At 66.7% G+C, this 13,356-nt stretch carries 9 protein-coding genes; all 9 read left to right on the forward strand.

Features of this window, described 5'->3' with window-relative positions; genetic code table 11:
- The first annotated feature begins 3 nt into the window (after positions 1–3).
- The 9 genes from ACNFG0_RS06095 to ACNFG0_RS06135 all read left to right on the forward strand — a co-directional run bounded on the left by ACNFG0_RS06095 (position 4) and on the right by ACNFG0_RS06135 (position 13,284).
- Complete coding sequence (locus ACNFG0_RS06095) at positions 4–777, forward strand: substrate-binding periplasmic protein (protein WP_416764267.1); 774 nt, start codon at positions 4–6, stop codon at positions 775–777.
- Complete coding sequence (locus ACNFG0_RS06100; RefSeq protein WP_196155579.1) at positions 774–3,029, forward strand: ATP-binding protein; 2,256 nt, start codon at positions 774–776, stop codon at positions 3,027–3,029. The genes ACNFG0_RS06095 and ACNFG0_RS06100 overlap by 4 nt, the downstream gene beginning before the upstream one ends.
- Before the next feature lie 199 nt (positions 3,030–3,228).
- Entirely contained in the window at positions 3,229–4,638 is a 1,410-nt protein-coding gene (locus ACNFG0_RS06105) for an amino acid permease (RefSeq protein WP_196155580.1), read from the forward strand.
- A gap of 313 nt (positions 4,639–4,951) precedes the next feature.
- Complete coding sequence (locus tag ACNFG0_RS06110; protein ID WP_196145288.1) at positions 4,952–5,743, forward strand: enoyl-CoA hydratase/isomerase family protein; 792 nt, start codon at positions 4,952–4,954, stop codon at positions 5,741–5,743.
- 33 nt (positions 5,744–5,776) lie between these two features.
- A complete protein-coding gene (locus ACNFG0_RS06115; RefSeq protein ID WP_084857888.1) occupies positions 5,777–6,937 on the forward strand; it encodes an acyl-CoA dehydrogenase family protein in 1,161 nt (386 codons plus the stop codon).
- An 18-nt stretch (positions 6,938–6,955) separates the two neighbouring features.
- Positions 6,956–9,073, forward strand: a complete 2,118-nt coding sequence (locus tag ACNFG0_RS06120; RefSeq protein WP_416764268.1) for an acetate--CoA ligase family protein — start codon at positions 6,956–6,958, stop codon at positions 9,071–9,073.
- Complete coding sequence (locus tag ACNFG0_RS06125) at positions 9,066–10,673, forward strand: 5-guanidino-2-oxopentanoate decarboxylase (protein ID WP_416764269.1); 1,608 nt, start codon at positions 9,066–9,068, stop codon at positions 10,671–10,673. The genes ACNFG0_RS06120 and ACNFG0_RS06125 overlap by 8 nt, the downstream gene beginning before the upstream one ends.
- Positions 10,674–10,685: 12 nt before the next feature.
- Positions 10,686–11,876 (forward strand): pyridoxal phosphate-dependent aminotransferase, encoded by a 1,191-nt coding sequence (locus ACNFG0_RS06130; RefSeq protein ID WP_196155584.1) that lies wholly within the window; start codon positions 10,686–10,688, stop codon positions 11,874–11,876.
- Positions 11,869–13,284, forward strand: coding sequence for an aldehyde dehydrogenase family protein (locus ACNFG0_RS06135; protein WP_416764270.1), 1,416 nt, complete (start codon positions 11,869–11,871; stop codon positions 13,282–13,284). The genes ACNFG0_RS06130 and ACNFG0_RS06135 overlap by 8 nt, the downstream gene beginning before the upstream one ends.
- Positions 13,285–13,356: the final 72 nt, after the last annotated feature.

Raw genomic sequence — 13,356 nt, forward strand, 5'->3', positions numbered from 1 at the left:
CCCATGGGCCGCCTGCTGGTGCTGGCCCTGGTGCTGCTGAGCCTGCAGGCTGGGGCCGGGGAGCGCATCCGTTATTGCGATTACCCGGTCTACCCACCGATCTCCTGGAGTGACGGGCGTCAGGTGCGTGGCCTGGCCCCGACCGTGGTGCGTGAGTTGCTCGGGCGCCTGGGCTACGACGTGCAGATCGTGGTGCTGGGCAACTGGAAACGCTGCCTGATGGACGCGGCGGCCGGGCGGGTCGACGTGGTGCTGGCCTACAACACCGACCAGCGCGACCAGAGCATGCGTTTTTCCACGGTGCCGGTGCTGCGCGAGGAAGTGGCGGTGTTCTACAACCGACGCCGGCCGGTGCATTTCCAGCGCATCGAAGACTTGGCCGGCTATCGCGGCGGGCTGCTGTTCGGCGAGAGCTATGGCGCCGAGTTCGACCGTTTCGTGGTCCGGCATCAGAACATCGAATGGGTGTCGTCCAGCCAGCAGAATTTCGGCAAGCTGATCCGTGGCCGCATCGACTTCGTCATCCAGGAGCGGCGCACCGGCGAACTGTTCGTCGAGCACCTGGCCGGCGCCGAGGACATCCAGGCGTTGCCCAAGGCCCTGAGCGTGGACTACCTGCGTGTCGCAGTCTCGCGCCACTCGCCCCTGAGCCGGAAGATGGATGCCATCGACGCGCAATTGCGGCGCATGACCGACAGCGGCGAGATCGACGTCTGGCTGGGGCAGAGCGAGGTGACCTACCGCGACATGATCAATTTACCGGCGGATGCACGATGATCCGCCTGCACACCGACGGCCTGCTGCGCCGCCTGCTGCTGTTCATCTTCCTGTTCAGCCTCTGCTTCACCGTGCTGGCCAGCTCGGTGCAGCTGTATTTCGAATACCGCCGGGAAATGCGCGACATCGAAGCGCGCATGGACCTGATCCGCGCCGGCTACCTGGCCAGCCTGGAGCGCAGCCTGTGGGACCTGGACGAGGCGCAGCTGGATGTGCAGTTGCGTGGCCTGGTGGATTTTTCCGATGTGGCCCGGGTGCGGCTGTTGAGCGACGACTTCCGGCTGCTGCGGGGCCAGGCCGAGCCCAAGGGGCCGTTGCGCATCGAGCGCTTCCCGTTGGACTATCAGCCGCCTTCCGGGCCATTGCGCCATCTGGGCGAGCTGGAAGTCAGCATCGACCTGGGCGCGGTGCATCGCCGCTTGTTCGCAACCGGTCTCACCAGCCTGTTATGGATGGGCGTCTTCCTGTGCGGCCTGGCCGTGGCGCTGTCTGGGCTGTTCTACCGCCTGGTGACGCGCCACCTGCAGGTGATGGCCGAGTTCGCCCGACGTATCGGCGCCGGGCAGTGGCAGGAGCCTCTGCGCCTGGGCCGGCGCCATTCGGCGCGCCCAGACGAGATCGACACCGTGGCCCATGCCCTGGATGACATGCGCCGGGCGATTCTCAGCGACATCGAGCGTCGCGAGCTAGACCGCCTGGCCTTGCAGGACAAGCGCGACGAGCTGCAGGCCATGGTCGAGCGGCGCACCGAGAGCCTGGCTCGGGCCAAGGACGAGGCCGAGGCGGCGAACCTGGCCAAGTCGCGTTTCCTGGCGACCATGAGCCATGAGCTGCGCACCCCCCTCAATGGCATTCTCGGCATGGCCGAACTGCTGCGCGGCGGGCGCCTGGACGACCTCGACCGGCAACGTCTGGAGGCGTTGTACAAGGCTGGGGAGGGGTTGCTCACGATTCTCAACGAAGTGCTGTATTTCGCACGTCTGGAGGAGGGCGAGAGCCGCCCGGATCGGGTCGACTTCTCCCTGCGTCAGCTCTGCGAGGAGGTCATGACCCTGCTCGAGCCCCGGGCCGTGGACAACGGTAACCGCCTGCACTGCCAGATCGACCCGCAACTGCTCCCTTTCCACTATGGTGCCGAGCAGTACCTGCGCCAGGTGCTGAGCAACCTGCTGGCCAACGCCATCAAGTTCACCGAGCACGGCCAAGTCAGCCTTCAGGTCCAGGTGCTGGCCAACCAGGGGGCGAGCCAGCGGGTAAGCGTGAAGGTCAGCGACAACGGCATCGGCATCGCCCCGGCCATGCAGGCCAGAATTTTCGAGCGCTTCACCCAGGCCAGCGAGGCTGTGGCGCGGCGCTATGGCGGCACGGGCCTGGGCCTGGCGATCTGCAAGCACCTGGTGGAAAAACTGGGGGGGCGCATCGGCCTTGACAGCACCGAGGGGCAGGGCAGCTGCTTCTGGTTCGAGCTGGAGTTGGCCCGAGGCCGGCAGCCCCAGGCCCAGGCTCCCATTCGCCAGGTTTCCCAAACGCTGGACATCCTGGTGGTCGAGGACGTGGCGCTCAATCGCGAGGTGGCCGGCGGTCTACTCACCCGCGATGGCCACCTGGTCAGCTTCGCCGAAGATGCAGGGCAGGCCCTGGCGATGTGCGCGCGGCACCGTTTCGACCTGATCCTGCTGGATGTACACCTGCCGGGCATGAGCGGCGTCGAATTGTGCCGCCAAGTGCGCGCCACGGCGGGGCCCAATCGCGATACCCGGATTCTAGCCTTGACCGCTGGTGTGCAGCCTGCACAGGTGCCCGGCTACCTGGAAGCGGGCATGCAGGGCGTGCTGGCCAAACCGCTGCGCCTGGACAGCCTGCGCCAGGCCCTGGCCGAGGCGGCGCCAGCGATACCAGCCAAGGCGCCGGACGACAGCGTGGACTGGGCATTGCTGCAAACCCACCGCACCTTGCTCGGCGAGCAGAAGGTGCAAGGCTTGCTCGTGGTCCTGCGCCAGGCCATCGACCAGCACCAGGCGGCGCTGGCCCAGGCCATGCAGGCCAAGGACTGCACCGAGGTCGCGCACCTGGCTCATCGCCTGGCGGGCAGCAGCGATTCCCTGGGCTTTCGTGGCCTGGGAGCGGTACTGCGGCGCCTGGAGGATGCTGCGTTGGCTGATGACTTGGCGGCACTCGAAGGCCTCGGCGAGCCCTTGGCCATGCAGCTTGCCGGGGCGTGCGACACCCTGGAACAGCTGATACAGGGCTGACGTACAAAAAAGTTACGACTTTTTACATCTTCGATCCTTTCGTACAACGGCACCTTACATCCGTTTCCAATAATCGATGGCAACCGTGCGCCCCACGGTCCATGAGGCTTATTGGAGATAACAATAATGAACTGCCGTAAAGCTGATGCCCCTCTCAATTCCCTGCCGTTGCAGCGTACCTGCCGAGCCGAGGTGCGCCATGTCTGAGGCCACCGACCGCAAAGGTATCCAGCTGACCCGCGCGCTCAAGAGCCGCCACATCTTCATGCTGTCGCTGGGCGGCGTGATCGGCACCGGCCTGTTCATGGGCTCGGGGGTCACAATCAACCAAGGCGGCCCGGTAGGCGCGATCCTGGCCTACCTGGTGGCGGGGTTGCTGATGTACCTGGTGATGGTCTGCCTGGGCGAGCTGTCGGTACAGATGCCGGTATCCGGCTCGTTCCAGGCCCACGCCACGAAATTCATCGGCCCGGCCACCGGCTTCATGATCGGCTGGGTGTACTGGATGAGCTGGGCCACCACCGTGGGCCTGGAGTTCACCGCCGCAGGCATGCTCATGACCCGCTGGTTCCCCGACGTGCCGATCTGGTACTGGTCGGCGCTGTTCGTCGGCGTGCTGTTCGGCCTCAACGCCCTGGCCACCCGCGCCTTCGGTGAGGCCGAGTACTGGTTCTCCGGCATCAAGGTCGCGACCATCCTGGGCTTCATCGTCATCGGCGTGCTGGTGATCTTCGGCGGCATCCCGCTGGAGAGCGGGGCGCCAGCACCGATGCTGGACAACCTGGTCGGCGACGCGTTCCCCCATGGCCTGTCGGCGGTGTTCGCGGTGATGATGACCGTGGTCTATGCCTTCCAGGGCTGCGAGATCATGGGCGTGGCCGCCGGGGAGACCGAGCATCCGGAAAAGAGTATTCCGCGTGCGGTGCGCAACGTGGTGTTCCGTGTACTGATCTTCTACGTGCTGGCGATCGCCGTGCTCTCGGCCATCGTGCCCCATGAGCAGGCCGGTCTGATGGAAAGCCCGTTCGTGCAGGTGTTCGACATGGTCGGCATCCCGTACGCGGCGGACCTGATGAACTTCGTCATCCTCACCGCCATCCTCTCGGTGGGCAACTCCGGGCTGTACGCCTCCACCCGCATCCTCTGGGCCATGTCCAAGACCGGCATGGCGCCCAAGAGCCTGTCGCCGTTGAGCAAGCGTGGTGTACCGCTGCGGGCCTTGAGCGTCACCCTGTGCTTCGCGCTGGTATCGCTGATGACCAGCTTCATCGCCGCGGATACGCTGTTCATGGTGCTGATGGCGGTGAGCGGGATGTCCGGCACCGTGACCTGGATCGTCATCGCCCTGGCGCAGTACCGCTTCCGCAAGGCGTACCTGCGTGACGGCGGCAAGCTCGAGGACCTGAAGTACCGCGCGCCGCTGTACCCGCTGGTGCCGCTGCTGTGCATCACCCTGTGCAGCTCGCTGTTCGTGTTCCTGGCCATGGACGAGACCCAGCGGCCGTCGCTGTACTGGGGCTTTGGCTTCATTGCCCTGTGCTATGCGGCATATTTCCTGGTCAATCGCCGTCGTCAGGGTGCCTTCGCGCCGAGCGCGCCTGGGGTTTGAGCCGCGCGCTCACCTCAAGCCCCTATCGCGGGACAAGCCCGGTACCACAGGCTAGCGCTGGTCCCCTGTGGGACCGGGCTTGTCCCGCGATTGCGTTGGAGCAGGCACGACAAAACTTCAGTTGTGCAAAGTTGTAACAACGCAGCGATCGAACTCATTCTTCGTCATTTTAAATTCATTAAAAACAATGAGTTATACGAGTAACTTCATTTGTTACACGCAGTTTTACCTCGATTGCCGCCTTGTTGAACACTCGTTTAGTATCTCTTCAAACCTTGTCCCTCTCGCCATCACAACAACATCGAGGCCTCCCATGACTAGCCCGTCGCCACTGCTGAGCAAGGTCGAAGCCGGCGTTGCCTGGATCACCCTCAACCGCCCCGAGCAGCGCAACGCGCTGGACATCCCCAGCCTGAAGCAGCTGCACGCACTGCTGGAGGCCTTCAACACCGACCCAGCCGTGCGGGTAGTGGTGCTCACTGGTACCGGCCGCAGCTTCTGTGCCGGTGCAGACCTTGCCGAATGGGCCGAGGCCGAAGCCCGTGGCGCCCTGGAAAGCTACGGCTGGACCGAGACCGCCCACGCCCTGATGCAGCGCCTGCACAGCCTGGACAAACCTACCATCGCCGCCATCAACGGCACCGCCGTCGGCGCCGGTATGGACCTGAGCCTGTGCTGCGACCTGCGCATCGCCGCCGCCTCGGCGCGCTTCAAGGCCGGCTACACCAGCATGGCCTACAGCCCCGACGCCGGGGCCAGCTGGCACCTGCCACGGCTGATCGGCACCGAACAGGCCAAGCGTCTGCTGTTCCTCGACGAACTGTGGAGCGCCGAACGAGCCCTGGCCGCAGGGCTGGTGGGCGAGGTATGCGCCGACGACCAGTTGCCGGCGGTCGCAGCCGAACTGGCTGGGCGCCTGGCCAATGGCCCGACCTTCGCCCATGCCCAGACCAAGCGCCTGATCCGCGACGGTGCCCAACGCACCCTGGCCGAGCAGCTACAGGCGGAACTTGCCGCCGGCCTGCTGTGCGGGCGTAGCCAGGACGGCGCCGAGGCGCTGCGCGCTTCGATCGAGAAGCGCGCACCTCATTTCGTTGGTAAATAAACACTTACACGACCTTCTTCAGGACCATTCCAGATGAATTTCCAACTCACCCAAGAACAAGAAATGTTGGTGGAAGCGGTACGCAGCTTCGTTAACAAGGAGCTGCTGCCCTACGAGGAAGAGGTGGACCGCGCTGATGCCGTGTCGCCGGAGCTTGCTGCGCAGATCCGCGGCAAGGCCATCGCTGCCGGCTTCTACGCCTTCAACATGCCTGAGGAGGTCGGTGGCGGCGGCCTGGACTACCTGTCCCAGGCGCTCATCGAACGCGAACTGTCCAAGGTGTCCTGGGCCCTGCATGTCTTTGTCGCACGCCCCTCGAAGATCCTCATGGCCTGCAAGGACGAGCAGATCAATGACTACCTGCTGCCGTGCGTGCAAGGCGAGAAGATCGATTGCTTCGCTCTCACCGAGCCAGGCGCCGGCTCCGACGCCAACGCCATCAAGACCCGCGCCGTGCGAGACGGCGATGACTTCGTGATCAACGGCAGCAAGCACTTCATCAGCCACGCCGGCCACGCCGACTTCGCCATCGTCTTCGCCGTCACCGATACCTACGAGCACAACGGGCGCAAGCGCAACGCCGTGACCGCCTTCCTGGTCGACCGCGGCACCCCGGGCATGACCGTACGCCGTGGGCCCAAGTGCGTGAGCAACCGTGGCTACCACACCTACGAGCTGTTCTTCGACGACTGCCGCGTGCCGGCCAGCAAGGTACTGGGTGAAGTGGACAAGGGCTGGGAAGTCGCCAACGCCTGGCTCACCGCCGGCCGGGTGATGGTCGCCGCCAACTGCGTCGGCCAGGCCCAGCGCGCCCTGGACCTGTCGCTGCAATGGTCGGCCGATCGCAAGCAGTTCGGCCAGGCGATCGGCAGCTACCAAGGGGTGTCGTTCAAGCTCGCCGACATGGCCACGCAGATTCGCGCCGCGGAGCTGCTGACCCTGCACACCGCCTGGAAGATGGACCAAGGCAGTATGACCGACGGCGAGGCCGGTATGGCCAAGCTATTCGCCAGCGAAGTGCTGGGCAAGGTCGCCGACGAGGCGGTGCAGATCTTCGGCGGCATGGGCCTGATGGACGAAGGGCCGGTGGAGCGCATCTGGCGCAACGCGCGCATCGAGCGGATCTGGGAGGGCACCTCGGAGATCCAGCGGCACATCATTTCACGTGAACTGCTGCGCCCCTTGCTGCGCTGATCGGCCTGGAGAACCCCCATGTCGCATTCGATCCGTGACAACCTCAAGCGCCTGCTGGCACCCAGGCACCTGGCCTTCGTCGGTGGCCGCAGCATGGCACGGGCGCTCAAGCGCTGCGCCGAAGGCGGCTTCGCCGGCCAGATGTGGTTGGTCAACCCGCAGCACGAAAGCCTGGACGGCGTGCCGTGCGTGGCGAGCGTCGCCGACCTGCCGTGCGCACCGGACGCCGTGTTCATCGCCACCAACAAGGACCTGACCCTGCAATGCGTCCAGGCCCTGGCCGAGCGCGGTGCCGGTGGCGCCATCTGCTATGCCTCGGGCTTTGCCGAGAGCGGCGAACAAGGGCGCCTGTTGCAACAGCGCCTGCTCGAGGCCGCCGGTTCCATGGCCTTGCTCGGCCCTAACTGCTACGGCCTGCTCGACTACCTGCATGGCGCTGCCTTGTGGCCGGTCGCCCATGGCGGCAAGCAGGTGGAGAAGGGCGTGGCGATCCTGACCCAGAGCGGCAACTTCGCCTACAACCTGTCGATGAGCGACCGCTCGCTGCCGGTAGCCTACATGGCCTCGGTCGGCAACCAGGCGCAACTGGGCGTAGCCGAGCTGATGGATGTGCTGCTGGATGAGCAACGGGTAACGGCCATCGGCCTGCACCTGGAAGGCCTGAAGAACGTGCCCGGCTTTGCCCGCGCCGCGCACAAGGCCCTGGAGCGAGGCATCCCGGTGATCGCCCTGAAGACCGGCGTCTCGCAGATCGGTGCCGAACTCGCGCTCAGCCACACCAGTTCGCTGTCGGGCTCCGACGCCCTGTACGACAGCCTGTTCCAGCGTCTGGGCGTGATCCGCGTGAGCGGCCCGGTAAGCTTTGTCGAAACCCTCAAGGCCGCCGCCTGCGGGCAACTGCCCAAGGATGGCCGCCTGATCGCACTGGCGTGTTCCGGTGGCGACGCCGGATTGATCGCCGACTATGCCGAGCGTAATGACCTGGCTCTGCCTCCACTCGAACAGGGGCAGGTAGATGAGCTGGCCCAGGTGCTGCCGGCCTACGCCAACCTGGTCAACCCGCTGGACTTCACCACGGCGATCTGGGGCGATGCCGCCGCGCTCGAACGCATGCTCGACAGCGCCCTGCGCGGTGATGCCGACGCGGCCATGCTGGTGCTGGACTACCCGGCGCAGTTCACCGGCGAGCGCAAGGAGTGCGACCTGCTGCTGGGGCTTTACTGCGACGCCCTGGCGCGTCATGGCAAGGTCGGCTTCGTCACCTCGGCCTTCCCGGAACTGCTGCCGGCTTGCGCCCGCGAGCGGTTGCATGCCCGTGGCATCGCCGCCTTGCAGGGGGTGGAGGACGGCCTGGCGGCCTGGGGGCGGATCGTCGCCTACCAACGGAACCGCCCGCGCTTGCTGGCACTGGGCGAGTCGGCCCTGGTACCGCTGTGCCCACAGGCGCTGGATGGCCAGGCGCAAATGCTCGATGAATGGCAATCCAAGCAGGCGCTGCGCGCGTTTGGCCTGCCGGTGCCGGCCGGTGTGCTGACCACGCCCCGGCAGGCTGTCACCGAGGCCGCCGGGGTGGGCTTCCCTCTGGTGCTCAAGGCGGTCAGCGCACAGTTGCCGCACAAGACCGAAGCCGGCGCCGTGGCGCTCAACCTGCGTGACGCCAGCGCCCTGGAGGCGGCGCTCAAACAGATGCGCGAGCGTATCGCGGCCTACGCGCCGAACATGCCGTTCGACCAGGTGCTGCTCGAGCCCATGGCCGAGGCGCCGCTGGCTGAGCTGATCGTCGGCATCAAGCGCGAGAACGACTTCGCCCTGGCCCTGGTGATCGGTGCCGGCGGGGTGCTGGTGGAACTGCTCAAGGACAGTGTCAACCTGTTGCTGCCCACCACCGACGGCGCCATCCGCAATGCCGTGCTGGGCCTGCGCAGCGCCGGCCTGCTGCAAGGCTTCCGCGGGCGCCCGTCGGCCGACCTCGACGCCTTGGTGGCGGCGATCCGCGCCGTGGCCGACTACGCCTGCGAGAACGCAGGCCGCTTGCTGGAGCTCGACGTGAACCCATTGATGGTCGGTGCCCAGGGCACCACCGCGGTCGATGCGCTGATCCGCCTCGGCCAGCCGCAAGGAGAACGACATGCATGAACCTTCCATGACCGCCGGCCAGGCCCTGGTGCGGCTGCTGGGTAACTATGGCGTGGATACCGTGTTCGGTATCCCTGGGGTCCATACCTTGGAGCTGTACCGGGGCTTGCCGGGCAGCGGCATCCGCCATGTGCTGACCCGCCATGAACAGGGCGCCGGCTTCATGGCCGACGGCTATGCCCGGGTCAGCGGCAAGCCGGGCGTGTGTTTCGTCATCACTGGCCCCGGCGTGACCAACGCGGCCACCGCCATCGGCCAGGCCTATGCCGACTCCATCCCGATGCTGGTGATCTCCAGCGTCAACCACACCGCAAGCCTGGGCAAAGGCTGGGGTTGTCTGCACGAAACCCAGGATCAGCGCGCCATGACCGCGCCGATCACCGCGTTCTCCGCCGTGGCCCTGTGCGCCGAAGACCTGCCGGAGCTGATCGCCCGTGCCTGGGCCGTGTTCGACAGCGAGCGCCCACGCCCGGTGCATATCTCCGTGCCGCTGGACGTACTGGCGGCCCCGGTCGCCCGGGACTGGAGCGCCGAGGTGGTACGCCGCCCCGGGCGTGGCCTGCCGGACCGTGACAGCCTGGATCAGGCGGCCTTGAAGCTCGCTGCTGCCAAGCGACCGATGATCATCGCCGGTGGCGGCGCCTTGCAGGCCGCAGATGAACTGCGACAACTGAGCGAGCGCCTGGCGGCGCCGGTGTTCACCAGTGTGGCCGGCAAGGGCCTGCTGCCGCCTGAGTCGCCTTTGAATGCCGGTGCCAGCCTGTGCGTGGAACCTGGCTGGCAGATGATCGCCGAAGCCGACGTGGTGCTCGCAGTGGGTACGGAAATGGCCGACACCGACTTCTGGCGCGAGCGCCTGCCGCTTCGTGGCGACTTGCTGCGGGTGGATATCGACCCACGCAAGTTCAACGACTTCTACCCTTGTGCTCTGGCCTTGCATGGCGATGCCCGGCAGACCCTGGCGGGCCTGCTGGAATACCTGCCGCACGTTCAGCGCGACGCCGGCGCCGTTATCGAGGCGGTGGCCTACCTGCGCCAGGCGATCCGCGCAGGCCATGGCCCGCTGCAAGGCATCCACCAGGCGATCCTCGACCGTATCGCTGCTGTCTTGCCGGAAAACGCCTTCATCAGCAGCGACATGACCCAGCTGGCCTACACCGGCAACTATGCCTTCACCAGCCGGGCCCCACGCAGCTGGCTGCACCCCACCGGCTACGGCACCCTCGGCTATGGCCTGCCAGCGGGTATCGGCGGCATGTTCGCCAGTGATGACCGCCCGGGCCTGGTGCTGGTGGGCGATGGTGGTTTCCTCTATACCGCTCAGGAGCTGGCCACCGCGGTCGAGGAGCTGGACCGCCCGCTGGTGGTGCTGTTGTGGAACAACGATGCCCTGGGCCAGATCCGCGACGACATGCTCGGCCTGGACATCGAGCCCATTGGTGTATTGCCGCGCAACCCGGACTTCGCCGCGCTCGGTCGGGCGTTCGGCTGCACCGTGGCGCAACCGCACAGCCTCGACGAGCTGCAACAGGAGCTGCAGACGGGCTTTGCCCGCAACGGCGTGACCCTGGTCGAACTCAAGCACGCCTGTGCCCACTGACGGAGGATTGCCATGCGCTTTTCCACGCTGACCCAACGCATCGCCGGCGACGGCGCCGCCGCCTGGGACATCCACTACCGCGCCCTGGCGATGCAGGCCGAGGGCAAGGACATCCTGCTGCTGTCGGTGGGCGACCCCGACTTCGATACCCCGGCGCCCATCGTCGAGGCGGCCATCGACAGCTTGCGCGACGGCCATACCCATTATTCGGACGTGCGCGGCAAGCTGGCCCTGCGCCAGGCCATTGCCCGTCGCCACCAGCAACGCAGCGGCCAGAAGGTGGATGCCGACCAAGTCACCGTGCTGGCCGGGGCCCAGTGCGCGTTGTTCTGCGTAGCCCAGTGCGTGCTGGAACCGGGCGACGAGGTGATCGTCGCCGAACCGATGTACGTCACCTACGAGGCCGTGTTCGGCGCCTGTGGCGCGACCGTGGTACCGGTGCCGGTCAAGCCGGAGAACGGTTTTCGCGTGTGCCCCGCGGATGTAGCTGCGCGCATCACCCCCCGCACCCGTGCCCTGGCACTGAACAGCCCGCATAATCCATCGGGGGCGAGCCTGCCGCGCGCTACCTGGGAGGCGCTGGCAGAGCTGTGCATCGCCCATGACCTGTGGCTGATTTCCGACGAGGTCTACAGCGAGCTGTTGTACGACGGCGAGCACGTCAGCCCCGGCAGCCTGCCGGGCATGGCCGAACGCACCGCGACGCTCAACAGCCTGTCCAAGTCCCACGCCATGACCGGCTGGCGGGTCGGCTGGGTGGTGGGTTCGGCCGAGCTGGCCGGCCACCTGGAAAACCTTGCCCTGTGCATGCTCTACGGCTCGCCCGATTTCATCCAGGATGCCGCGGTCGTGGCGTTGGAACAGCCGTTGGCGGAACTCGAGGCGATGCGCGACGCCTATCGCCAGCGCCGCGACCTGGTCTGCGAGCGCCTGGCAGGCTGCCCGGGCATCAAGGCGCTCAAGCCTGATGGCGGCATGTTCGTGATGGTCGATATCCGCGAGACCGGCCTGAGCGCCCAGGCCTTCGCCGACCGCTTGCTGGACCGTGAAGGGGTATCGGTGCTGGCAGGCGAGGCCTTCGGGCCGAGCGCCGCCGGGCATATCCGTCTGGGCCTGGTGCTCGGCGCCGAGGCGCTGGACGACGCGTGCCGGCGTATCGCCCGTTGTGCGCGGGCCTTAGTGGAGGAACAGGCCCATGCGTGAGTACCCGCGGCTGTACATCGACGGTGCCTGGCAATTGCCGAGCGGGCAGGGCATGGCCGAGGTCATCGACCCGGCCAGCGAGGCCGCCATCGGCCGCGTACCGCTGGGCGACGAGCAGGACGTGGAGCGCGCGGTGACGGCTGCCCGGCGTGCGTTCGGCGCCTGGTCGCGCACACCCTCCGGTGTGCGCGCTGGTTACATTCGTGCCCTGGCCGCGCAACTGAAGGCCAAGGCCGGGGAAATGGCCGATGTGATCACCGCCGAGCTGGGCATGCCAGTGCAGTGGTGCCAGATGGTTCAGGTCGATGGCCCGATCGAGGGGCTGGAGCAGTACAGCGAATTGGCCGGGTTGATGGACGAGGTGCGCGAAGTCGGCCATTCGCTGGTGTACCGCGAGGCAGTGGGGGTATGCGCTTTCATCAACCCCTGGAACTACCCGCTGCACCAGATGATCGGCAAGCTGGCCCCGGCCTTGGCCGCCGGCTGTACGGTGGTGGTCAAGCCCAGCCAGGAAACGCCGCTGCATGCCTTCCTGCTGGCCGAGATGATCGACGCCATCGGTCTGCCTGCGGGTGTGTTCAACCTGGTCAGCGGGCCAGGCTCTAAGGTGGGCGAGGCCCTGGCCCGGCACCCGCAGGTGGACATGGTGTCGTTCACCGGCTCCACCGGCGCCGGGGTGCGGGTATCCCAGGCCGCCGCGCCGACGGTCAAGCGCGTGTGCCTGGAGCTGGGCGGCAAGTCGCCGTTGTTGATCACCGCCGATGCCGACCTGGAAGCGGCCGTGCGCCATGGGGTGCAGGACGTGATGATCAACTCCGGGCAGACCTGCACGGCGCTCACCCGCATGCTGCTGCCGGCCGAGCGCTATGCGCAGGCCCTGGAGATCGCGGTGGCAGAAACCCAGGTGCTCACCATGGGCGACCCGCGTGACCCGCGCAGCTTCCTTGGCCCGATGTGTTCGGCTGGACAGCGGCGCACCGTGCTGGACTACATTCACCTGGGCCAGGAGGAGGGTGCGCGGCTGCTATGCGGCGGCGACACCGCCACGGGCTTCGAGCGGGGCTACTATGTGGCGCCTACGCTATTTGCCGACGTCGACAACCGCATGCGCATCGCCCAGGAGGAAATCTTCGGGCCGGTGCTGTGCCTGATTCCCTATGCCGACGAGGCCCAGGCAGTCGAGATGGCCAACGATTCGCCGTTCGGCCTGTCCAGCGCCGTCTGGGCCGGTAGCCGCGAGTGCGGCCTGGAGCTGGCGCGGCAGATGCGCGCCGGGCAGTGCTTCGTCAATGGGGCCGGGTTCAACTACCGCGCGCCGTTCGGCGGGTACAAGCAATCCGGCAATGGTCGGGAATGGGGCGAGGAGGGCTTGGGTGAGTTTGTCGAAGTGAAGGCCGTACAGGTCTGAAGCCAACAGCCACTGCACGCCGCCTATAGGAGCGGCATGCCCGGACCGCCGCGACGGGCTGCGAAGCAGCCC

The sequence above is a fragment of the Pseudomonas sp. NY15372 genome (assembly GCF_048068215.1).
Classification (GTDB): Bacteria; Pseudomonadota; Gammaproteobacteria; order Pseudomonadales; family Pseudomonadaceae; genus Aquipseudomonas; species Aquipseudomonas guariconensis_A.

What these genes read in the sequence shown, in the direction of transcription:
- ACNFG0_RS06095 (WP_416764267.1), top strand. Translation starts at nt 4, where the DNA reads ATGGGCCGCCTGCTGGTGCTGGCCCTGGTGCTGCTGAGCCTGCAGGCT.
- ACNFG0_RS06100 (WP_196155579.1), top strand. Translation starts at nt 774, where the DNA reads ATGATCCGCCTGCACACCGACGGCCTGCTGCGCCGCCTGCTGCTGTTC.
- ACNFG0_RS06105 (WP_196155580.1), top strand. Translation starts at nt 3,229, where the DNA reads ATGTCTGAGGCCACCGACCGCAAAGGTATCCAGCTGACCCGCGCGCTC.
- ACNFG0_RS06110 (WP_196145288.1), top strand. Translation starts at nt 4,952, where the DNA reads ATGACTAGCCCGTCGCCACTGCTGAGCAAGGTCGAAGCCGGCGTTGCC.
- ACNFG0_RS06115 (WP_084857888.1), top strand. Translation starts at nt 5,777, where the DNA reads ATGAATTTCCAACTCACCCAAGAACAAGAAATGTTGGTGGAAGCGGTA.
- ACNFG0_RS06120 (WP_416764268.1), top strand. Translation starts at nt 6,956, where the DNA reads ATGTCGCATTCGATCCGTGACAACCTCAAGCGCCTGCTGGCACCCAGG.
- ACNFG0_RS06125 (WP_416764269.1), top strand. Translation starts at nt 9,066, where the DNA reads ATGCATGAACCTTCCATGACCGCCGGCCAGGCCCTGGTGCGGCTGCTG.
- ACNFG0_RS06130 (WP_196155584.1), top strand. Translation starts at nt 10,686, where the DNA reads ATGCGCTTTTCCACGCTGACCCAACGCATCGCCGGCGACGGCGCCGCC.
- ACNFG0_RS06135 (WP_416764270.1), top strand. Translation starts at nt 11,869, where the DNA reads ATGCGTGAGTACCCGCGGCTGTACATCGACGGTGCCTGGCAATTGCCG.